The following is a 20,177-nucleotide window of genomic DNA, read 5'->3' on the forward strand; positions in this document are numbered from 1 at the left end:
TGCGCCGGACGCGACCTCTCGCGGGCGGCAGGCCCGCGGGCCGCTACAGGTCCGCGAGCACCGACACCGGGTTCTCCACCGCGTCGGCCACCATGCGCAGGAAGCCGCCGGCGGCCCCGCCGTCGCACACCCGGTGGTCGAACGCGAGGGAGAGCTGGGTGACCTTGCGGACGGCCAGCTGCCCGTCGACCACCCACGGGCGGTCGATGATCCGGCCGATCCCGAGGATCGCGACCTCCGGGTGGTTGATGATCGCCGCGGCCCCGTCCGTGCCGAACACCCCGTAGTTGTTGAGGGTGAACGTGGAGCCGGACAGCTCGGCGGGCCCGGCCTTCCCGGAGCGGGCGAGCTCGGTGAGCCGCCGGAGCTCGGCGTCCAGGCCGCGGGCGCTGAGGGTGTGCGCGCCGCGGATGTTCGGCACCACGAGCCCGCGGTCGGTCTGCGCCGCGAAGCCGAGGTTCACGCCGTCGAAGCGCACGATCTCCTGGCTGCCGTCCTCGAGGGTCTCGATCCGGGTGGCGAGCTCGGGGTGGCGGGCCAGGCCGGCGAGCACGAACCGCGCGATCAGGGCCATGAGCCCCGGCGCGGTCGCGGGGTCCTGGGCCTTGAGCTCGGCGCGCAGCTCCACGAGCCTCGTGGCGTCCACGTCCACCCAGACGGTGGCCTCGGGGATCTCGGCGCGGGAACGGGTCATGGCTTGGCCGATGGCCTTGCGGATCCCGGAGACCGGGACCCGCTCCGCGACCCCGAGCCCCGTGCGGACGTCCACGGCGGACAGCGCCGCGGTGGTGGACGGCACCGGGGCGGGGGCCGACGACGTCGGGGCCGTGCTCTCCCGTGCGGCCGGTGCGGCGGGGGCGGCCGCCGCGGTCACCACGTCCCGGCGCAGGATGAGCCCGCCGGGGCCCGAGCCGCGCACGGTGGAGATGTCGACCCCGCGGTCCTTGGCGAGCTTGCGCACGATCGGCGAGACGACCGTGGGCGCCAGGCGCGGGGCCGAGGCCATCGCGTCGTGGGCGGCACCCGCGGCCTGCGCCGCCTGGGCCGCGGCCTGCTCCGCGGCCTCCGCGGAAGCGGGCTCGGGGACCGGCCGGGCGGCGGAGGCGGCCGGGCCGGTGGCACCGGATCGCTTCGGCCGGCGCCGGCGTCCGGCCGTGCCGCCGGCGGGCGTGCCGTAGCCGATGAGCACGCTGCCCGACCCGGCGTCGTCGGCGGACGCGGCGACCGCGGAGGCCTCGGCGGCCGCCGCGGGGTCCGCCCCGGCGCGCTCCTCCTCCCGGTAGGACTGCCCGCCCTTCGGGCCGCCGCCCTGCGGGGCGGGCGTCCCGGCCCGGTCCCCGGTGTCGACGGAGATCAGCGGCGCGCCGACGTCGAGGGTCTGCCCCGAGGCGCCGTGCAGCCGGTGCACGGTCCCGGCGAAGGGGCAGGGCACCTCCACGGCGGACTTGGCGGTCTCCACCTCGGCGATCGGCTGGTCCACGGCGACGGTGTCGCCCACCTGGACGAGCCAGCTCACGAGCTCGGCCTCGGTCAGTCCCTCGCCGAGATCCGGCAGGGTGAACGTCTTCACGGTCATGGTCAGTCCTCCCACTGCAGGTCGTCCACGGCGTCGAGGATGCGGTCGACGCCGGGCAGGTAGTGCTCCTCGAGCTTGGGCGCCGGGTACGGGATGTCGAACCCGGTCACGCGGCGCACGGGCGCGGCCAGGGAGTGGAAGCAGCGCTCCTGGACGCGGGCCACGATCTCGGCGGCCACGGACGCGAAGCCCGGCGCCTCGGCCACGACCACCACGCGCCCGGTCTTCCGCACCGACGCGGCGACCGTCTCGTCGTCGAACGGGACGATGCTGCGCAGGTCCACGACCTCGAGCGAGCGCCCCTCGGCGGCGGCGGCCGCGGCGGCCGCCACGGCGGTCGGCACGGACGGCCCGTAGGCCACCAGCGTGGCGTCCTCGCCGGCGCGGGCGACGACGGCGCGGCCCTCCCGGCGCTCGGGCGCCCCGTTCTCGTAGCGGTCCCTCAGCTCGGCCAGGTCCACGGGGGCCTTGGACCAGTAGAGTTTCTTGGGCTCGAAGAACACGACGGGGTCGTCCGAGTCGATCGCCTCGCGCAGCATGAGGTAGGCGTCCTCGACCGTGGCGGGGGTGAACACCTTCAGGCCCGGGGTGTGGGCGTAGTAGGCCTCGGAGGAGTCGCAGTGGTGCTCCACGCCGCCGATGCCGCCGGCGTAGGGGATGCGGATGACGATCGGCAGGCGCACGGCGCCGCGGGTGCGGTTGTGCATCTTCGCGATGTGCGAGGCGACCTGCTCGAAGGCCGGGTAGGCGAAGGCGTCGAACTGCATCTCGATGACGGGGCGCATCCGGTTCATCGCCATGCCCACGGCCATGCCGGCGATCCCGGACTCGGCCAGCGGGGTGTCGAAGCACCGGGTGCGGCCGAAGCGCTTCGTCAGCCCGTCGGTGATGCGGAAGACGCCGCCGAGGGTGCCGACGTCCTCGCCGAAGACGACGACGGCGGGGTCGGCGGCCAGCGCGTCGGCCAGGGCGGTGTTGAGCGCCTGGGCGAAGGTGGCGGGCTTGACCGCCGGGGCCTCGCTGGCCGGGGCGGGGGCGTGCAGGGTGCTCACTGTCCGGTCTCCTCTCGGGCGAGCTCGGCGGCCAGGAACTGCTCCTGCTCGGCGAGCTGCGGGGTCTGCTCGGTGTAGACGTGGCGGAACAGCTCGAGCGGGTCGATCTCCACGTCGGCGTTCATGCCGTCGCGCAGGGCCGTGGCGACGTCCTCGGCGGCGGCGGCGATGCGCTGCTCCGCCGCGTCGTCGAGCACGCCCTCGGCGCCGAGGTAGGCGCGCATCCGGGTCACCGGGTCCTTGGCGATCCACTCCTGCACCTCGGCGTCGTCCCGGTAGCGGGTGGCGTCGTCGGCGTTGGTGTGCGCCTGCATGCGGTAGGTGTGCGCCTCCACGAGGAGGGGCTCGGACTCGGAGCGGGCCAGGTCCACGGCGCGCCGCAGGGTGGCGAGCAGCGCCACGAGGTCGTTGCCGTCCACGCGCTCGCCGGCCATGCCGTAGCCCACCGCCTTGTGGGCGAGGCTCGGGGCCGCGGACTGCTGGGACAGGGGCACGGAGATCGCGTAACCGTTGTTCTGCACGAAGAACACGACCGGCAGCTTGAACACGGCCGCGAAGTTCAGGGCCTCGTGGAAGTCGCCCTCGCTGGTGGCGCCGTCCCCGCACATCGCCAGGACCACGGTGTCCTCGCCGCGCAGCTTGGCGGCGTGGGCCACGCCCACCGCGTGCAGCAGCTGGGTGGTGAGCGGGGTCGACTGGATGCCCACGCAGTGCTCGTACGGGTCGTAGCCGCTGTGCCACTCGCCGCGGAAGATCGCCATGACCTGCATCGGGTCCACGCCCTTGGTCATGACCGCCACGGTGTCCCGGTAGGTGGGGAACAGCCAGTCGCCCTCCTCGAGGCACAGGGCGGCCGCCACCTGGCAGGCCTCCTGGCCGTGGCTGGACGGGTAGACGGCCATCCGGCCCTGGCGGACCAGCGCGGAGTTCTGGTCGTTGACCCGCCGCCCGACCACCAGCTTCTCGTAGGCGCCCAGCAGGACGTCCGGGGCCGGCAGCGGGTACTCGTGGCCGGGGCCGGTGCCCTGCTCCTCGGGGGCGAGCAGCCGCCCGCTCGGGTCGACCATGCGGATCTCGCCGCGGGCCGGGAGCATGTACTGCTCCGGCGTGATGCCGAAGCTCTGGGAGGCCCGGAGGATCGGGTCCTCGGGGGTCTCGACGGTCTGGCTCATGGTGTCCCCTCGGTCGGTCCCCGGTGCGGCCGCGGTCCGGGGAGGGCAGGAAGGTGGTGCGGCTCTGTCTCCCCAGTATGGGAACCGGGCATGGTTCGTATCCACAGAGCGGGGAAAATGCAGAAGTCTGAGACGGACAGTGCACCGCGCGTGGACGAAATGTTCTAGTGTGGCGTGGAGCACACGCATTCGTCCGACACGTTCCGGGCCCCGCGCCCGACCCGCCCCGAAGGAGCCCGCCGTGCCCTCGACCCCCGTGCCGCTGGACGAGACCGACCGGAAGATCCTCGCGGAGCTGTCCCGGGACGCGAGGCAGTCCGTGACGGCGATCGCCGCGGCCGTGCACGTCTCCCGGGCCCACGCCTACGCCCGGATCAACCGGCTCCGGGACGAGGGGGTGATCCTGCGCTTCAGCACCGTGATCGACCCGGTGCGGGCGGGCCTGCAGGCCTCCGCGTACGTGACGCTCAAGCTCCAGCAGAACACCTGGCGGGAGCTGTGCGCCCAGCTCCAGGCGATCCCCGCCGTGCACCACATCGCCCTGGTGGGCGGGAACTTCGACGTCATGCTCCTCGTGCGGGCCGTGGACACCGTGCACCTGCGGCAGGTGATCTTCGAGCACGTCCAGCAGCTGCCCGGTGTGGTGGACACCCAGACGTTCCTGATCTTCGAGGACATCGACACCCGGGCCTGACGCGAGGGCCCGCGCCGGGCCCGGCGCGCACGGCCGGCGTCACGAACCGTCACGGTCGTCATCTTCCGACGCGGAGGGACACCCACTACCTCTGCGCATAGTGTTGTTCCAGCTTCACGAGACGTGACCGCCAAGCTCCGACTTGGTCACGCACCAACCCCATGCTCATTGGGTGGTTCGGATGAGGAAGCGGCCTGCATCTTCCGCGGCGTGCCCACCGGGTCCGCGCGGGTGACCGGTGCGGGTAAGAGCAAGGCACAGGAGCAGCGCCATGTCCATCCCCGTGACCGACCACGACCTCGCGACCCGGCAGATCCACGCCGGCACCCACGACCAGGTCGTCCAGCGCACCCTGACGGTGCCGATCTACCAGACCGCGGCCTTCGAGTTCCCGGACTACGAGGCGGCCCGGCAGATGTTCGCCCAGACCCGGGCGGGCTTCACCTACACGCGCACCGGCAACCCCACGGTGGCCGTGCTCGAGCAGCGGATCAGCGACCTCGAGGGCGGCGCGGGCGCCGTGGCGACCGGTTCGGGCCAGTCCGCCGTGGCCGTGGCGCTGCTGGCCCTGCTCGGCCAGGGCGCCGGGAAGCACCTCGTGGCCTCCGAGAAGCTCTACGGGGGCACGGTGGACCTGCTCACCGACTCCTTCGCGGACTACGGCATCGAGGTCTCCTTCGTGGACCCCACCGCCCCGGGGGCGTGGGCCGCGGCCGTGCGCCCCGACACCCGCGCGTTCCTGCTCGAGTCCATCGGCAACCCGCTGGCCACCCTCCCGGACCTGCCCGGGATCGCCGACGTCGCCCGGGCCGCCGGGGTGCCCGTCGTCGTCGACAACACCCTCGCGTCCCCGGCCCTGTACCGGCCGCTGGAGAAGGGCGCCGACATCGTGGTGCACTCGGCCACCAAGTTCCTGGGCGGGCACGGCAACGCGCTCGCCGGGGCGGTCGTGGACGGCGGGACCTTCGACTGGTCCGCCCGGCCGGACAAGTGGCCGCAGTTCACCCAGGCCCGCGCCCGCTGGGGCGGGCTCAGCCTCGTCGACAAGTGCGCCGCCGCCAGCCCCTACCTGCACCTGGTCCGGGCGAAGTACGTGCACGACCTCGGCACCACGCTCTCCCCGTTCAACGCCAGCCAGATCCTGCAGGGCACCGAGACCCTCGACCTGCGCGTGGCCCGCCACACGGCCTCGGCGCTGGCGGTGGCCGAGTTCCTGGCCGGGCACCCCGCCGTCGCCCGCGTCCACCACCCCGGCCTGCCCGGGGACCCCGGCGCCGGGATCGCGGCCCGGGACTTCCCGCGCGGGACCGGCTCCGTGTTCTCCTTCGACCTCGCCGCCCCGGACGGCGCCGTGGGCCCGTTCATCGACGCGCTCCGGCTGTTCAAGCTGGTGGCCAACATCGGGGACACCCGCAGCCTCGTGGCCCACCCGGCGGCCATGACGCACTGCCGCCTGACCCCCGAGCAGCGCCGGGCCGGCGGGATCGCCGAGACCACGATCCGGCTCTCGATCGGCCTCGAGTCCCCCCAGGACCTCGTGGCCGACCTCGGCCAGGCCCTCGACACCGTCGTCACCGCCGTCCAGACCACCCGGAAGTGAGCCCGCCATGACGTCCCCCACCGAGACCCGCACCCGCCACCGGGGCTTCACGACCACCGCCGTCCACGCCGGCCAGGAGCCCGACCCGCTGACCGGGGCGGTCATCCCGCCGATCTACCAGACCTCCACGTTCGCCCAGGACGGGATCAACGTGCTGCGCGCCGGGCACGAGTACAGCCGCGGCTCCAACCCCACCCGCAGCGGCTTCGAGGAGCAGCTCGCGGCCCTGGAGCGCGGCGAGCGGGGGTTCGCGTTCGCCTCGGGGATCGCGGCCGAGGACGCCCTGCTGCGCGCCGTGCTGCGCCCGGGCGACCACATCGTGCTCGGCGCCGACGGCTACGGCGGCACCAACCGGCTGATCACCCGGGTCCTCGCCCCGTGGGACATCGGGCACACGCCCGTGGAGATCACGGACCTCGACGCCGTCCGGGCGGCCGTGCGCCCCGGCGCCACGAAGGTGCTGTGGCTCGAGACGCCGTCCAACCCGCTGCTCGGCATCGCCGACGTCGCGGCCTGGGCGCAGCTGGCCCGGGACGCCGGGGCGCTGCTCGTCGTCGACAACACCTTCGCGTCCCCGTACCTGCAGACCCCCCTCGAGCTCGGCGCGCACGCCGTGGTGCACTCCACCACGAAGTACATCGGCGGGCACTCCGACGTGCTCGGCGGCGCCGTGGTCGTGGGCGCGGCCCAGTGGCGCGGGGCCCCGCTCGCCGACGCGGTCGGCTTCCAGCAGTTCGCCGCCGGCGCCGTGGCGGGCCCCCAGGACAGCTACCTGGCCGCCCGCGGGCTCAAGACCCTGAGCCTGCGGATGGAGCGCCACCAGGACAACGCGCAGCGGATCGCCGAGTGGCTCCTGGAGCGCCCCGAGGTCGCGCAGGTGCTCTACCCCGGGCTGCCCGGGCACCCCGGCCACGCGCTCGCCGCCGCGCAGATGCGCGGGTTCGGCGGCATGGTCTCCTTCCGGCTGACCGGCGGGGAGGCCGCGGCCCGGGCGGTGGCGGAGGGCACCCGGCTGTACTCGCTGTCGGTGAGCCTGGGCGGGGTGGAGTCCCTGATCTGCTACCCCTCGGAGATGACGCACGCCTCCGTGAAGGGCACCGCGCTGGCTGTGCCCGTCGACCTGGTGCGGCTCTCGGTGGGCATCGAGGACGTCGAGGACCAGCTGGAGGACCTCGAGCGCGCGCTCGCCGGCGCCTCCTGAACCTGCTCCTCCCGACCCGGCGTCCCGGCACCGAGCGCACTAGCCTGGGGCGCATGAGCACCGGCACCCCGCAGCACAGCACCCAGCAGCACAGCACCCCGCCCAGCAGCACCCCGCACGACGACGCCCCGCTCGCGCTCCCCGGGCCCGTGGTGAGCACCCACTGGCTGGCCGAGCACCTCCAGGACCCCCGGCTGGTGCTCGTGGACGCGAGCTCCACGCTCAACCGGGCCGAGGAGGCCCTCCCCGGTGCGGTGCTCCTGGACCTGGACGGGGCCTTCTCGGACCCGTCCTCGGACCTGCCGCACACGGCGCCCCCGGCGGAGCAGCTGAGCGCGGCGGCCCGGGCGCTCGGCATCTCGCGCACGAGCACGGTGGTGGCCTACGACGCCAAGGGCGTCTTCGCGTCCGCCCGCGTCTGGTGGCTGCTCCGGACCGCGGGCTTCGACCGGGTCGCCGTCCTCGACGGCGGCCTCCCGGCGTGGACCGCGGAGGGCCGGCCCACGGGGGCGCATGCTGCGCCGCCGGCCGAGCCCGGCGACGTGGAGCTCGTGCCCCGTCCGGGCGGCTTCGTCGGGGCGGAGGACGTCGCCCGCGCCCTGGCCGACCCGGGCGCCACCGTCCTGGACGCCCGCTCCGCCGGCCGGTTCGCGGGCACCGAGCCCGAGCCGCGGCCGGGCCTGCGCCCCGGGCACATGCCGGGGGCGGTCAGCCTGCCCTACACCGACCTGCAGGACGGGCAGGGGCGGCTGCTGCCGCTGCCGCAGCTGCGGGAGCGGATCGCGGCGGCCGCGCCCGAGGGGCGGCGGATCGTCACCAGCTGCGGCTCGGGCCTCACGGCGTGCGTCCTGGCGCTCGGCGCCCACCTCGCCGGCCGCGAGGACGTCGCGGTCTACGACGGCTCGTGGAGCGAGTGGGGCCGCCCCGGTCCCCGGCCCGTGGCGGGCCCCGAGGGGGTCAGCCGCGGGCCGGGGTCTCCCCGGCAGGACTGATCCGCGCCGCGGCCCCGTCGGTCCGGTCCGCCTCTCCCGGGGCGCCGGGGGCGGGGTCGTCCAGCGCGGCGGCGGTGGCGAGGATGTTGCGGGCCATGGACGGGAAGATGAAGCCGTGGAAGGGCCACACGCCCCACCAGTAGAGCCGGCCCGGCAGGCCCCGGGGGAAGAAGATGGCCCGCTGCGTGTACCGGCTGCCCTCGCCCTCGGGCTCCACGGACAGCTCGAGCCACGCCCGTCCGGGGGCCCGCATCTCGGCGTGCAGGAGCAGCTTGTGCCCCTCCTCCATGGCCTCGACGCGCCACCAGTCCACGTACTCGCCCACCTGCAGGTCCGTGGCGTCGCGGCGGCCGCGGTTCAGGCCGGCCCCGCCCACGAGCTTGTCCATGACGCCGCGGACCTGCCACGCCAGCGGCAGCGAGTACCAGCCGTTGCGCCCGCCGATGGACTCGACGACCCGCCACACCTGCTCGGGCCGCGCCGGGCCCGAGCGGCTGCGCTCGTCCACGAACACCGTGCGCCCCGCCCAGTCCGGGTCCGAGGGCAGCGGGTCCGCGGCCGCCTCGGAGGAGCTGTAGTGGACGTCCCACGTGGTCTCCACGGAGTTGTCCTCGATCCTCTTCAGCGCGAGCGCCACGGCGCGGCGGTAGCCGGCCAGCCCCTCGGGGGGCGGCGGGATGTGGTCGTCGATGTCGTGCTCGCCCGACACGGCGTCGTGCTGCAGCGACTGCACGAGCGGAACGGCCAGGCCCAGGGGGATCGGGGTGACCATGCCCACCCAGAACCCGGACAGCCGGGGCGCGGGGAGGGGGAAGTGGAAGACCACCCGCCGGCGCAGCCCGGCCACCCGGGCGTAGCGGCGCATGGCGTCCGCGTAGGTCATGACGTCGCGGGAGCCGATGTCGAAGGTGCGGTTGAGGCCCTCCGGCAGGTCCATCGCGTGGATCAGGTAGTACAGCACGTCACGGACGGCGATGGGCTCGATGCTGTTGGTCACCCAGGACGGCGCCGGCATGATCGGGAGGGTGTCGCCGAGGTGGCGGATCATCTCGAAGGATGCCGAGCCGGAGCCGATGACCACGCCGGCCTGGAAGACCACCGCCGGGACCGAGCTCGCGAGCAGGATCTCGCCCACCCGGACCCGGGAGCGCATGTGCTGGGACAGCTCCACGCCCTGGGGGTGCAGCCCCGAGAGGTAGACGATGCGCCGCACCCCGGCCCGCTCCGCGGCCCGGGCCACGGTCCGGGCCATCTCGGCCTCCTCCTCCTCGAACTCCCGGGAACCGCCCATGGAGTGCACCAGGTAGTAGAGGGTGTGCACGTCCTGGCACGCGGCGGTCATCCCGTCGAGGTCGTTGAGGTCCGTCTCGGCGACCTCCACCCGGTCCCGCCACGGCACGGCGCGCAGCTTGCCGGGGGACCGGACGGCGACGCGCACGGTGTGCCCGGCCTCCAGCATCCTGGGCGCCAGGCGCCCTCCGATGTAACCGGTGGCACCGGTGATGAGGACGCGCTGGGGAGAGCTCATGGCCTGCCTTTCGTGCGGGTCCCGCGAGCCTACCAACGCCGCCCGACAGGAGCCCGGCCCGGTCCCGTCGGTGCCTCGGGTACCCCGGCAGGCGCTCCCGCCCGGGTCCCGGCACGCGGAACGGCCGCGTGCCGGAGCATCGCGGCCGTTCGGCCCGTCGTCGTGCGGGGACGGATCAGGGCAGGGCCAGGCGGAACACCTTCGCCCACGCGGAGGCGACCTGCTTCGGCAGGGGCCCGGTGGTGTAGGGCAGCTCGTAGCGCTCGCAGATCTCGCGCACCTTGACGGCGACCTCGGCGTAGCGGTTCGAGGGCAGGTCCGGGAACAGGTGGTGCTCGATCTGGAAGGACAGGTTGCCGGTCATGAGGTGCATCAGCCTCGACCCGGAGATGTTGGCCGAGCCGATCATCTGCCGCACGTACCAGTCGCCGCGGGTCTCGCCCTCGATCTGCTCCTCGGTGAACGTGTCCGCCCCGGCGGGGAAGTGGCCGCAGAAGATCACGGCGTGCGCCCAGACGTTGCGGACGGCGTTGGCGGTCAGGGTCGCGGTCAGGGCCTGCTTCCCGGAGCCGGCCAGGGCCGCGGCGGCGGGGGTGGCCACGTAGTCCTTCGCGGCCTGCTTCAGGAACTTCGCCCCGAGGGCCTTCAGGCTGCGCCGGAGCTCCGACTTCGGCTTGCGGCCCTCGCGGTACTCGTCGAGCTCGAGGTCGTAGATCGCGATCCCCCACTCGAAGACCGGGGCGAGCAGCGCGTTGTACACCGGGTTGCCGAGGTTCCAGGGCTTCCACTCCTGGTCCTCGTCCATGCGCAGGATGGTGTACCCGACGTCCCGGTCCTTGCCGACCACGTTGGTCCAGGTGTGGTGCAGGTCGTTGTGGGTGTGCTGCCACGCCCGGGACGGCGTCACGAAGTCCCACTCCCAGGTGGTGGAGTGGATGTCGGGATCGCGCATCCAGTCCCACTGCCCGTGCAGCACGTTGTGCCCGATCTCCATGTTCTCCAGGATCTTGGCGACGGTCAGCATGCCGGTGCCGGCGAACCAGGCGGGCTTGTGCTTGGCGAACAGCAGCGTGGCGCGTCCGGCCAGCTCGAGGGAGCGCTGCGTGGCGATGACGCGGCGGATGTAGGCCGCGTCCTTCGCCCCGCGGGTGGCGATCACGGACTCGCGGAGGGCGTCGAGCTCGCGGCCCAGCTCCTCGACCTGCTCGTCGGAGAGGTGGGCGGCGGCGGAGGGCTTGGCCGACTCGGTGGGGCGGCCCGAGTCGAGCAGGAAGGGGGTGACGATCGTCATGGTGTCGGTCCTTTCGGAACGGGGTCGGGGAACGAGTGCTGGAAGTTTCGGGGTCAGGCGTCGAGGCTGACGGGACCGGCGGCCGTGGACACGCAGGTCTGGACGAGGTGGCCGGGCTCGCCGTGGACCTCGCCGGTGCGGGTGTCACGGACCTGCCCGGAGAGCAGCGGGGTCACGCACGCGTGGCAGATGCCCATGCGGCAGCCGCTGCGCATCATCAGACCGGCGTCCTCGCCGGCGGCCAGGAGCGTCGTGGCGCTGTCGGCCTCGACCTCCTTGTCGGACTTCTCGAAGGTCACGCGCCCGCCCTTCCCGCCGGAGCCGGGGGCGACCACGGCGGCGAAGCGCTCGACCCGCAGCTCGCCCTCCTCCCGCTGCCAGAGCGCCTCGGCGGCGTCGAGGAAGTCGGCGGGGCCGCACGCGTAGGCGGCGCGGTCGCGCCAGTCGGGGCACGCGGTGTCGAGGTCGGCGGTGGCCGCGAGGTCGAGGCGGCGGCCGCGCTCGCCGGTGAACCACTGGACCAGGCGGAAGCCGGGGAACTGGTCGGTGAGCTCCAGCAGCTCCTCGCGGAACAGGGACTCCTCCGGGGAGCGCGAGGAGTGCACGAGCACCAGGTCGGCGTCCGGGCGGCGGGGCACGAGGGTGCGGATCATGGACATGACCGGCGTCAGGCCGCTGCCGGCGGTGAGCATCAGCAGCGGGCGCGGGCTCTCGGGGAGGACGAAGTCGCCCTCGGGCGGGGCGAGGAACAGCACGTCACCGGGCCGGGTCCCCCGGACGAGGGCGGTGGAGACCTTGCCCATCGCCGTCACCGTGATCGCCGGGTCCTGGCCGGCGCCCGTGCTGAGGGAGTAGGAGCGCCAGTGCCGCACGCCGTCGATCTCCACGCCGATGCGGGCCCACTGGCCGGCCTCGTGCGCGTTCCAGCCGCGGCCGGGGCGGAAGCGGATCGTCACCGAGTCCGCGGTCTCGGGCACCACGGCGGTCACCAGGCCGCGCAGCTGGCGGGCGCTGGCCAGGGGGTCGATGAGCCGCAGGAAGTCCTCGGGGGAGCGGGGCGTGGTGAAGGCCGAGGCCAGGCGGGTGAACAGTCGCAGTTGGGGCACGTAATAACTGTGCCCCAAATCCGACGGCAGTTCTCGTCCCGTCACGTACTCTTTCAGCAGAGAAATTGTGGTGTCGGAATGAAAGCGGGGGATCGTGGAGCGGGTGGACCACACGACGGAGCACGCGCAGCCGGGGCGGCGGGCGGACCGGGAGCTGCCGTGGACCTCCCTGCCGCCGGCGCTGACCCCCCTGCTGGTCCCGCACCTGCCCGCGGTGACGGAGGAACTGCTGGACGCCGTGCGGCTCGACGTCCCGGTCTACGCCCGGCCGCTGGAGGGCCTGTTCGGCGACAGCATCCGGCGCGGGGTCGAGGTGGCCCTGACCCGGTTCCTGCAGCTGCCCGGCACCCAGCAGCCGGCGCTGATGGGGGACGACCGGCGGGTCTACGAGGGGCTCGGCCGCGGCGAGGTGCGCGAGGGCCGGCCGATGGACGCCCTCTTCGCGGCCTACCGCTCCGGGGCGCGCACCACGCTGCGCTCGCTCTCCCGCGTGGCCATGGACGCGGGGTTCGAGGCGTCCGTGCTGATCGGCCTCGCGGAGTCCGTGTTCGCCTACATCGAGGAGCTCTCCGCGGCCAGCGCCGAGGGCTATGCCATGGAGCAGTCCGAGCGTGCCGGGGAGCGGGACCGGCTGCTGGACGCGCTCGCGGACATGCTCGTCCGCGGCCACGTGGTGGAGGACGCGGTGCGCACGGCCGCCGCCGCCGCGGGGTGGCCGGTGCCCGACCGGGTGGTCGTGGTGACGCTGGCCGCCGACCGGCGGGTGGGGCTGCGCTCGCGCCTCGGGGAGCGGGCGCTGCTCACGTCCCGCCCCGGCGACGTGGTGGCGGTGGTCCCCGAGCCCTCCTCGCCGACCGGCCGCCGGGAGCTGGAGCGCGCGCTCACCGGCCGGGGCGCGGTGATCGGCCCGGGCCGGCCCTGGTACGCGGCCCCCGAGTCCCTGCGCCTGGCCGTGCTGACCCGGGACCTGCTGCAGCGGGAGGAGCCGGCCGACGCCGGGCCGCTGTGGGTCTCGGAGCACCTCATGGAGCTCGTTCTGCACAGCGAGCGCAGCGTGGTCGCGGACCTCGCCGCGCAGTGCCTGGCCCCGCTGGACGAGCTCAAGGCCGGGCAGCGGGAGCGGCTGGTCGCGACCCTGCTGTGCTGGCTCGAGCACCACGGGCAGCGCGCGGCGATGGCCGCCGAGCTGAACATCCACGAGCAGACGGTGGGCTACCGGGTGAACCAGCTCCGGGAGGTCTTCGGGGACCGCCTCAACGACCCCAGGAGCCGGTTCCAGCTCGAGCTGGTGCTGCGCGCCGGCTTCCGCTGAGACGGTGCCCCCGCCGGGCTCAGCCGGTGCGCTTGTAGGCCTCCCGCTCCCGGGCGTCGGCGTCGATCTGCTCCTGGACCGTGATCGCGCTCCCACCCCGGTGCGCCGGCATCCACCACGCACCCGGCTCCGGGGTCACGGGGTAGCTGTCGATGCACCGGTCGATCCCCTCCTGCAGCACCGTGCGCAGCCGGGCGCTCGCGGCGCGGACGTCCTCGTCGGGGTCCACCCGCAGCACCGGGCCGACGTGCACGCGCACCGGCGTGCGCCACACGTCGCGCAGCCGGATCCGGCCGCGCCCGCGGGTGAGCATCCGGTGGCCGCCCCACACGGACACCGGGATGACGGGGGCGCCGGTCTCGGCGGCCATGCGCACGGCGCCGGTGCGCAGCGGGCGCACGGTCCAGCTGCGGCTGACCCCGCCCTCCGGGAACACCGCGAGGAACTCGCCGCGCGCCAGCTTGGCCACGGCCTCGGCGTAGGCCGGGGCGCCGTCGGCGCGGTCGACCACGACGTGGTCGCACAGCCGGCACACCGCCGTGACGAAGGCGCTGCTGGTGTGCTTGCGGGTGATGAGGAAGCGGGAGTGGGCCCGCAGCCGGCGCCAGACCACCAGCTGCGCGAAGACGAAGTCGAGGTAGCCGAAGTGGGTCACCGCCACGACGGCGCCCCGGCCGGGGCGGACCTCCCGGTGCAGGCCGCGCACCACCTGGTCGGTGGGCAGATGCTCCTCGCCCGAGGCCAGCAGGGGCACGCGGAAGAGCTTCACCGCGGCGAGGCCGGCGAGCACGATGGCCCGGTAGGCGTACTTGTTGGGGCGCAGCTGCGGAGCCACGGGCCTCCCTCGGGAAGAGGCCCGCGGGGGCGGGCCGAGAACGGTCTGCCGAGAATCGTAGACCAGCGCGCGGCGCGGCGCCGCGGTCGGTGCCGTGCGTGACGGCGGGGATCCGCCGCCGTCATGTGCGGTCTTCCCCCATACCGGGCGCGGGCCCGGCCCCGATACGCTGGCTGCACCGCGCCGGTCCGGCGTCCGCGGCACCGGGTGCCGCGACCGGTTCCGCCACTGCCCACCAGGAGAACCCCATGTCCTACCTTCCACCGTCAGCACCCCGTCCGCAGTACCGGGCGCAGGGGGACGACCGCACCATCGCGGTCCTCACCCACCTGTCCGGACTGATCGGCGCGCTGGTCTCCGTCGGGTGGCTCGGATTCGTGGGTCCCCTCGTCGTCTGGCTCGTCTACCGGGACAAGAACGCGTTCCTGCGCGCCACCTCCGCCGGGTCGTTCAACTTCAACCTGTCCATGTGGCTGCTCAACGTGGTGGCGTGGGTGTGCCTGTTCACCGTGATCCTGATCCCCGTGGCGATCGTGCTGTGGATCCTCGCCGCGGTCCTGCTCGTGGTGTGCCACGTCCTGGCCGTGCTCAAGGCCAACAAGGGCGAGGTGTACCGCTACCCGCTCCAGCTGCCGGTGCTGCAGTGACGTCCTTCCGGACCGGCCGGCGGCATCCTCCGGACGGTCCGGAACCATTCCTTCGGCCGATGGCCGAGGCCTCCCGGCTCTCGTAGATTCTGAGCCATCACCCGGGGAACCCGCCGGATGATGCACCCCCCACAGAAACCTCGGGAACGCAGGAGCTCTTCATGACCACCCCCCGCACCCCCTCCGTCCGCACGGTCCTGCCCGTCTCGGCCGCCGCCTCCGTCGCCGTCCTCGGCCTCGTCCTCGGCGGTGTCGGCATCGCCTGGGTCGCCGGCTCCCTCGGCATCTCCGCCGCGTCCGCGAGCCAGATCGTGGCCGCGGTCGAGGCCGGCGGCTGGGCGCTGACCCTCGTGGCCGCGATGTTCGGCTTCGGCATCGGCGGCGCGGTCGTCGGCACCATCCGCTGGTACCTGTCCAAGAAGGCTCGCAGCCTGGCCATCGCCTGAGCCGCCGCCCGCTCCGCCGACCCTGCCGGGACCCCCGCCATGAAGACCGTGCCCACGGACCTCCGCACTGCTCCCCGCGACGCCCGGGCCGCGCGCCGCGCCCTCGGGTGGGCGGCGGCGGCCGCCACGGCGCTCTTCGTGGCGGGGTTCCTGGTGGGCTACGAGAGCATCTCCCGCGTCCCCGCGACCCTGCAGGACACGGCCGGTGCCGGTCAGGACCACGACGGGTCCTTCGGCGCCATCCTGGTCCGCAACCTCGGCGCCGCCGCCCTGCTCTACAGCGGCGTGCTCACCGGCGGCCTGCTCACGGGCACGTCCCTGGCGCTGCTGTCGGTCTACGTGGGGGCCACGGCGAAGATCGGCGTGCTCAACGTCGGCGCCGCCGCGCTCGTCGGTGCGGCCGGGTGGTACGCGGGGCTCGAGTTCCTCGGCTGCCTCGTGGCCGCGGCCGCGGGCCTGCTCCCCCTCACCGCCGCCCTCACCGCCCGCCGGCACGGCCTGGTGCGCAGCTACCTCACGGCGCTGCCGGCCTCCCTCGGCGTCCTCGCCCTCGCCGTCGCCCTCCTCCTCGCCGCCGCGGGCATCGAGGCGGCGCTCATCGCCCGGCGGTGAGCGCCGCCGTTCCCCCCGCTACCGGAAGGCCCCCGATGTCCAGCCTCCACGTCTCCGCCCACCCCAGCGCCGGGACCCCTGCCACCCGTCCGCTGCCGGCGACCACCCGGCCCGTCCGGACCGTCCTCTGGGCGGTGGGGCTCGGGCTGCTGCTGCTGCGGCTGCCGGCGACCACCGACCAGATGCAGGACCAGGCCGCGGCGGCCGTGACCGGCGAGCTGCAGGGGGTCGACCCGTCCCTGATCGGGCTCTCGGTCAACGTCGCCGTGCTCGTCGGCGTCCTGGTCTTCGCCGTGGTCCTCGCCCTGTACCTCTGGTTCGCCGGGCTCCTCGAGAGCAGACTCCTCCCGCAGGGCCTGCCGCTCGGCGGCGGGCAGCGGATCGGGCTCTACACGCTGGTGGTCGGCGGCCTCACGGTGCTGTCCCAGGGCTGGGCCCTGGCCACCGGGCGGATGGCGGAGGGACCCGTGGAGGCCGCCGCGGTGCTGGTCCTCGCCCTCGCCGCGGCGCTGCTCTACCGCGGCCGGTGGAGGTCCTGCGGCGCCGGCCGCCAGGTGCTCGTGGTCGTCGTCGCCGTCGCGACCGCCGCGCTCGTCGCCATGGTGTGACCCGGCCGCCGCTCCCGCTCCCGAACCCGCCCTCACCGCTCACCAGATCCTCGACCACCAGGAGTGCCCACCGTGCCGACCCTCACCCAGAACCACGTCCGACTGGTCCTCGTCACCGTGGCCGTCCTGAGCGCCGCAGCCCTGACCGCGATCCTCCTCGAGGGCCGGGGCACCAGCACCGTCCCGGTCGGGCTGTGGTCCCTCCTCGTGGGCGGGCTGGCGGTCGCCGGGGTGCTCCTGCCGCTCGTGGCCGCCGCGACCCCGCTGTCCCGCCCGCGCTCCGTGGCACCGGCCGTGCTGCTGTTCCTGGCCATGACGGCCCACGCGACCTTCCTCGACGAGCAGCTGAGCGGGTTCCCCGTGGGCTGGCTGTGCACCATGGGCGTGGTCGTCGCCCTCGCGGGCACGGTCGTGCTCCTGTTCAACGCGCTCGGGCTGCGCCGGGAGCGGTCCGGGACGCGCAGCAGGCTCTCGTGACGACCAGCGCGACCGCGAGCCCCACGAGCGGGTCGGTGCGGCGGCGGCCGCCCGCCCCGCCGGCCCGCCGCCGGCTCCGGCTCCTGGCGGACCTGCGGATCGCGGACCTGCTGCAGGCGCTGGGCACGTCCGTGCCGGTGGACACGGCCCGCCGCATCGTGGTCGGGGCCGCGGCAGGGGCCGTGCTCCTGGCGTTCGCGGCCGGGATCGTCGCGGCGCGCGCGGCCGCGGTGCTGGCGCCGGGCGCGGACGTGGTCGGGCTCTTCGTGCTGCTCTGCGCCTACGCCGGGCTCGGCGCCCTCGCGGGCGAGACCCTCGGCCGGTTCCGCAGCTGCGTCAGCGACCACCCGCAGCGGGACTTCTTCGTGGGCCTCGACGTCCGGGCCGCGGACGTGTTCGTCGTCCACGCCCTCCCGCGCGTGGCCGTGGCGAGCGCCGTGTGGGGTGCCGCGGGCCTGGGGGTGCTCGCCGGTTCCGTCCTGGCCGGGCACGGGCCCGGGGCCGCGGGGACGGCACTGCTGCTGGGGACGCCCGTGGCCTTCGGCGCGCTGACGGCCGCCGGGGCGCTGCGCTCCGCCGCCCGCCCCGAGAACGGGCGCCGGCACTTCCCCGCGGTGCTCGCGGCGGCGTCCGTCCTGGCCGGGGCCGGGGCGCACGGGGCGGTGCTGCTGCTGACCCCCCTCGTCCCCGGCGCCCTCGTCCCGGCGGCCGGTGCGGCACCCGGTCCCGCGCCGGGGCTGCCTGAGCCCGTCCTCCTCGCCGGCCTCACGGCGGTCGCGGCCGTCGGCGCGGTCGGTGCCGTCGCCGGCCGCCGCGCCCTCGCGGCGGAGTCCTTCCCGGCCCGGCGCGCCGCGCCCCCGGTGCGCCGGCCGCGCCTGAGCGGTCCCGCGGTCCTGCAGTTCGCCCGGGTGCTGGGCGTCCAGCGGGCGCACGGGTGGCGTCTGCGGGCCCAGCAGCGGATCACCGTCGCGGTCGCCGCCGCGACCGCGGCGCTGCTCGGGGCGACCTCCGCCGGTCTCCGGATGCCGCCGCTGCCCGCCGTGCCGGACGCGGCATGGGAGGCGGCGCTGCGGCCGACCCTGGGCTTCGCCGCCCTCATGACGGGTCTCGCTCTCGCGGAGCTCGTGAGCTCGGACATCGGCGCCTTCCGCTACGGCCGCCACCTGCGCACCGCCGTGGAGTCCGGGGCGTCCCGCTCCTCCGTGGCGCTGGGGCACCTCACCGCGCTCACCCTGCCGCTGCTGCTGCCGGCCCTACTGCTCGTCGTGGCGGTCCGGGTGCTGACGGGGACCCTGTCCGCGGCGCCCGCGGCCGTGGTGCTGGGCGCGGTGTGGGCCGCGACCGTCGCGGAGCACCTGTTGCCCCCGCCGCGCACGGTCGAGGGGACGGGCGCGGACAGCCCGCTCACGGGGGTCCTCACCGTCGTCCTCGCCGCGGCGCCCGTGGCCGTCCCGCTGACCTTCCCCGCCACCGACCCGTGGATCGTCCCCCTGCTCGCCCTGACCCTCGCCGGAGGTGCCCTCACATGCCTGCATCGCTCCCTCACCCGCCGCTGATCCACGTCGAGACGGTGAGCGCCGGCTTCGACGCCGGGCGCCCCGTCCACCGGGGGCTCACGCTGCGGATCGACGCCCCCGGGCTGACGCTGCTGCAGGGCCCCAACGGCTCCGGCAAGTCGACGCTCGTCGAGGTCCTCAGCGGGCACCTGCCGCAGACGGCGGGGACGGTCACGCTCGCCGGCGTGGACGCACGCTCGCCGGAGGCCTCCCGGGTGCGCCGGATCTGCCGCACCGAACCGGCGCTCTACCCCACGATGACCGCACGGGACCACGTGGTGTTCGCGAGCGGCTGGTGCGGGGTCGACCCGCAGGAGGGGCTGCGCCGGGCGGAGCGCCACGGGCTCGGACCGTGGCTGGACGAGTCCGCCGAGCACCTGTCCACGGGCAACCGGCGCAAGCTGTGGACGATCGTGTGCACCAGCGGCGACTTCGACGTCGTCGTCCTGGACGAGCCGTTCAACGGACTGGACGGCGCGTCCACGACGGTGCTCTGCGAGGAGCTCACGGAGTGGGCGGCGCGGCGCGCGGTCCTGGTGGTGTCCCACCGCCCGCCGGCGCAGCTGGCGCCGGACGCGGTGCTGACCCTCCCCGGCGGCGCGGACCCGCGGGCGGCTCAGGACGAGGGGATCGTCACCAGCCCGGTGCGGTAGGCCTTGATCACGACCTGCACCCGGTCCCGCACCTCCATCTTCGTGAGGATGTGGCTGAGGTGGGACTTGACGGTCGGCTCGGACACGAAGAGCGCGGCGGCGATCTCGCGGTTGCTGAGGCCCTCGCAGAGCAGGGCCACGACCTCGCGCTCCCGCGCCGAGAGCCCCTCCACCGCGGCGACGTCCTCCGGCCGCGGCGCCGCCGGCTCCGGGTCTGCGACGACGCTGCGGACGAGGGTGGCGGCCACCCGCCGGGAGATCGCGGCCTCCCCGGCCAGCACGCTGCGCACGGCGCCCACGATCTCGTGGGGCTCGGAGTCCTTGACCACGTAGCCGCTCGCTCCGGCCCGGAGCGCGGGGATCACCCAGTCCTCCGAGTGGAACGTGGTCACGGCCAGCACCTTCACCTCCGGGTGCTCGTGCGTGATCGCACGGGTGGCCTCGATGCCGTCCAGGACCGGCATCTGCAGGTCCATGACCACCACGTCCGGGCGCAGGGCGCGGCACTGCTCCACCGCCGCCCGGCCGTTGCGGGCCTCGCCCACGACCACGAGGTCCTCCTCGGCGTCGACGAACACGCGCAGGGCGCGGAGCATGAGCTGCTGGTCGTCGACGATCAGGACCTTGACGGGGCTCGCCGCCGGCGCGTGCTCGTTCATGGCTCTCACCGTAGCGGAGAGAGGCCACGGCGCCGGCGGGACGGGGCCGCCCGTCGCACGGGTCCGCCCAAGGGATGACCCCCGGCCATCCTCCCGGATGACCCCGCGGACCCCACCCCTCGGCGACCATGGTTCACGACCGCACACCGATCGGGTGCGG

At 74.8% G+C, this 20,177-nt stretch carries 20 protein-coding genes and 1 riboswitch; of the genes, 12 read left to right on the forward strand and 8 right to left on the reverse strand.

Going from position 1 to position 20,177, the window contains the following annotated elements; genetic code table 11:
• Positions 1-43: 43 nt before the first annotated feature.
• The 3 genes from RF644_RS16300 to RF644_RS16310 are packed head-to-tail and all read right to left on the reverse strand — an operon-like array spanning position 44 to position 3,800.
• The gene (locus tag RF644_RS16300; protein ID WP_368797270.1) at positions 44-1,576 is read right to left on the reverse strand and encodes a dihydrolipoamide acetyltransferase family protein; all 1,533 of its coding nucleotides are present in this window, start codon (positions 1,574-1,576) and stop codon (positions 44-46) included.
• A gap of 2 nt (positions 1,577-1,578) precedes the next feature.
• The gene (locus RF644_RS16305) at positions 1,579-2,628 is read right to left on the reverse strand and encodes an alpha-ketoacid dehydrogenase subunit beta (protein ID WP_368797271.1); all 1,050 of its coding nucleotides are present in this window, start codon (positions 2,626-2,628) and stop codon (positions 1,579-1,581) included.
• Complete coding sequence (locus RF644_RS16310) at positions 2,625-3,800, reverse strand: thiamine pyrophosphate-dependent enzyme (RefSeq protein WP_368797272.1); 1,176 nt, start codon at positions 3,798-3,800, stop codon at positions 2,625-2,627. Before RF644_RS16310 ends, RF644_RS16305 begins: the two co-directional genes overlap by 4 nt.
• Positions 3,801-4,041: 241 nt before the next feature.
• Here RF644_RS16310 and RF644_RS16315 point away from each other — a divergent pair, with 241 nt between their 5' ends.
• The 4 genes from RF644_RS16315 to RF644_RS16330 all read left to right on the forward strand — a co-directional run bounded on the left by RF644_RS16315 (position 4,042) and on the right by RF644_RS16330 (position 8,287).
• Positions 4,042-4,494 carry an Lrp/AsnC family transcriptional regulator gene (locus RF644_RS16315; RefSeq protein ID WP_017834841.1) on the forward strand — a complete coding sequence of 151 codons (453 nt, stop codon included), beginning with the start codon at positions 4,042-4,044 and terminating at the stop codon, positions 4,492-4,494.
• 112 nt (positions 4,495-4,606) lie between these two features.
• Positions 4,607-4,728, forward strand: a riboswitch (SAM riboswitch).
• A gap of 37 nt (positions 4,729-4,765) precedes the next feature.
• On the forward strand, positions 4,766-6,094 hold the full coding sequence (locus RF644_RS16320) for an O-acetylhomoserine aminocarboxypropyltransferase/cysteine synthase family protein (RefSeq protein ID WP_368797273.1): 1,329 nt from the start codon (positions 4,766-4,768) through the stop codon (positions 6,092-6,094).
• Positions 6,095-6,101: 7 nt separating this feature from the next.
• A complete protein-coding gene (locus RF644_RS16325) occupies positions 6,102-7,295 on the forward strand; it encodes a cystathionine gamma-synthase (protein WP_368797274.1) in 1,194 nt (397 codons plus the stop codon).
• A 53-nt stretch (positions 7,296-7,348) separates the two neighbouring features.
• Positions 7,349-8,287: a sulfurtransferase gene (locus RF644_RS16330; RefSeq protein ID WP_368797275.1), complete on the forward strand. Its 939-nt coding sequence runs from the start codon at positions 7,349-7,351 to the stop codon at positions 8,285-8,287.
• On the opposite strand, the gene RF644_RS16335 is transcribed toward RF644_RS16330, so the two are convergent.
• The 3 genes from RF644_RS16335 to RF644_RS16345 form a co-directional block, all read right to left on the reverse strand.
• On the reverse strand, positions 8,253-9,815 hold the full coding sequence (locus RF644_RS16335; RefSeq protein WP_368797276.1) for an SDR family oxidoreductase: 1,563 nt from the start codon (positions 9,813-9,815) through the stop codon (positions 8,253-8,255). The genes RF644_RS16330 and RF644_RS16335 overlap by 35 nt on opposite strands.
• Before the next feature lie 175 nt (positions 9,816-9,990).
• The gene (locus tag RF644_RS16340; RefSeq protein WP_017834847.1) at positions 9,991-11,106 is read right to left on the reverse strand and encodes an acyl-CoA desaturase; all 1,116 of its coding nucleotides are present in this window, start codon (positions 11,104-11,106) and stop codon (positions 9,991-9,993) included.
• A 53-nt stretch (positions 11,107-11,159) separates the two neighbouring features.
• Positions 11,160-12,212 (reverse strand): ferredoxin reductase, encoded by a 1,053-nt coding sequence (locus RF644_RS16345; protein ID WP_368797277.1) that lies wholly within the window; start codon positions 12,210-12,212, stop codon positions 11,160-11,162.
• Between the two features lie 103 nt (positions 12,213-12,315).
• Between RF644_RS16345 and RF644_RS16350 the strand changes: the two genes are divergently transcribed.
• Positions 12,316-13,524 (forward strand): CdaR family transcriptional regulator, encoded by a 1,209-nt coding sequence (locus tag RF644_RS16350; RefSeq protein ID WP_229588109.1) that lies wholly within the window; start codon positions 12,316-12,318, stop codon positions 13,522-13,524.
• A 19-nt stretch (positions 13,525-13,543) separates the two neighbouring features.
• Here the strand turns inward: RF644_RS16350 and RF644_RS16355 are convergent, their stop codons facing one another.
• Entirely contained in the window at positions 13,544-14,359 is an 816-nt protein-coding gene (locus RF644_RS16355; protein ID WP_368797278.1) for a lysophospholipid acyltransferase family protein, read from the reverse strand.
• 248 nt (positions 14,360-14,607) lie between these two features.
• Here RF644_RS16355 and RF644_RS16360 point away from each other — a divergent pair, with 248 nt between their 5' ends.
• The 7 genes from RF644_RS16360 (at position 14,608) to RF644_RS16390 (ending at position 19,358) form a co-directional block, all read left to right on the forward strand.
• Complete coding sequence (locus RF644_RS16360) at positions 14,608-15,006, forward strand: DUF4870 domain-containing protein (protein WP_126346572.1); 399 nt, start codon at positions 14,608-14,610, stop codon at positions 15,004-15,006.
• 161 nt (positions 15,007-15,167) lie between these two features.
• Complete coding sequence (locus RF644_RS16365; protein ID WP_284562775.1) at positions 15,168-15,452, forward strand: hypothetical protein; 285 nt, start codon at positions 15,168-15,170, stop codon at positions 15,450-15,452.
• Between the two features lie 39 nt (positions 15,453-15,491).
• Positions 15,492-16,064 carry a hypothetical protein gene (locus tag RF644_RS16370; RefSeq protein ID WP_368797279.1) on the forward strand — a complete coding sequence of 191 codons (573 nt, stop codon included), beginning with the start codon at positions 15,492-15,494 and terminating at the stop codon, positions 16,062-16,064.
• 35 nt (positions 16,065-16,099) lie between these two features.
• The gene (locus RF644_RS16375; protein WP_368797280.1) at positions 16,100-16,672 is read left to right on the forward strand and encodes a hypothetical protein; all 573 of its coding nucleotides are present in this window, start codon (positions 16,100-16,102) and stop codon (positions 16,670-16,672) included.
• 72 nt (positions 16,673-16,744) lie between these two features.
• A complete protein-coding gene (locus RF644_RS16380; RefSeq protein WP_035923187.1) occupies positions 16,745-17,149 on the forward strand; it encodes a hypothetical protein in 405 nt (134 codons plus the stop codon).
• A complete protein-coding gene (locus tag RF644_RS16385) occupies positions 17,146-18,705 on the forward strand; it encodes a hypothetical protein (protein WP_368797281.1) in 1,560 nt (519 codons plus the stop codon). Before RF644_RS16380 ends, RF644_RS16385 begins: the two co-directional genes overlap by 4 nt.
• A complete protein-coding gene (locus RF644_RS16390) occupies positions 18,675-19,358 on the forward strand; it encodes an ATP-binding cassette domain-containing protein (protein WP_368797282.1) in 684 nt (227 codons plus the stop codon). The genes RF644_RS16385 and RF644_RS16390 overlap by 31 nt, the downstream gene beginning before the upstream one ends.
• Here the strand turns inward: RF644_RS16390 and RF644_RS16395 are convergent.
• Positions 19,322-20,017 carry a response regulator gene (locus RF644_RS16395; protein ID WP_368797283.1) on the reverse strand — a complete coding sequence of 232 codons (696 nt, stop codon included), beginning with the start codon at positions 20,015-20,017 and terminating at the stop codon, positions 19,322-19,324. The two genes, RF644_RS16390 and RF644_RS16395, sit on opposite strands and share 37 nt — an antisense overlap.
• Between the last annotated feature and the right edge of the window lie 160 nt (positions 20,018-20,177).

It is taken from the genome of Kocuria sp. CPCC 205258 (assembly GCF_040981005.1).
In the GTDB taxonomy this organism is placed as follows: domain Bacteria; phylum Actinomycetota; class Actinomycetes; order Actinomycetales; family Micrococcaceae; genus Kocuria; species Kocuria rosea.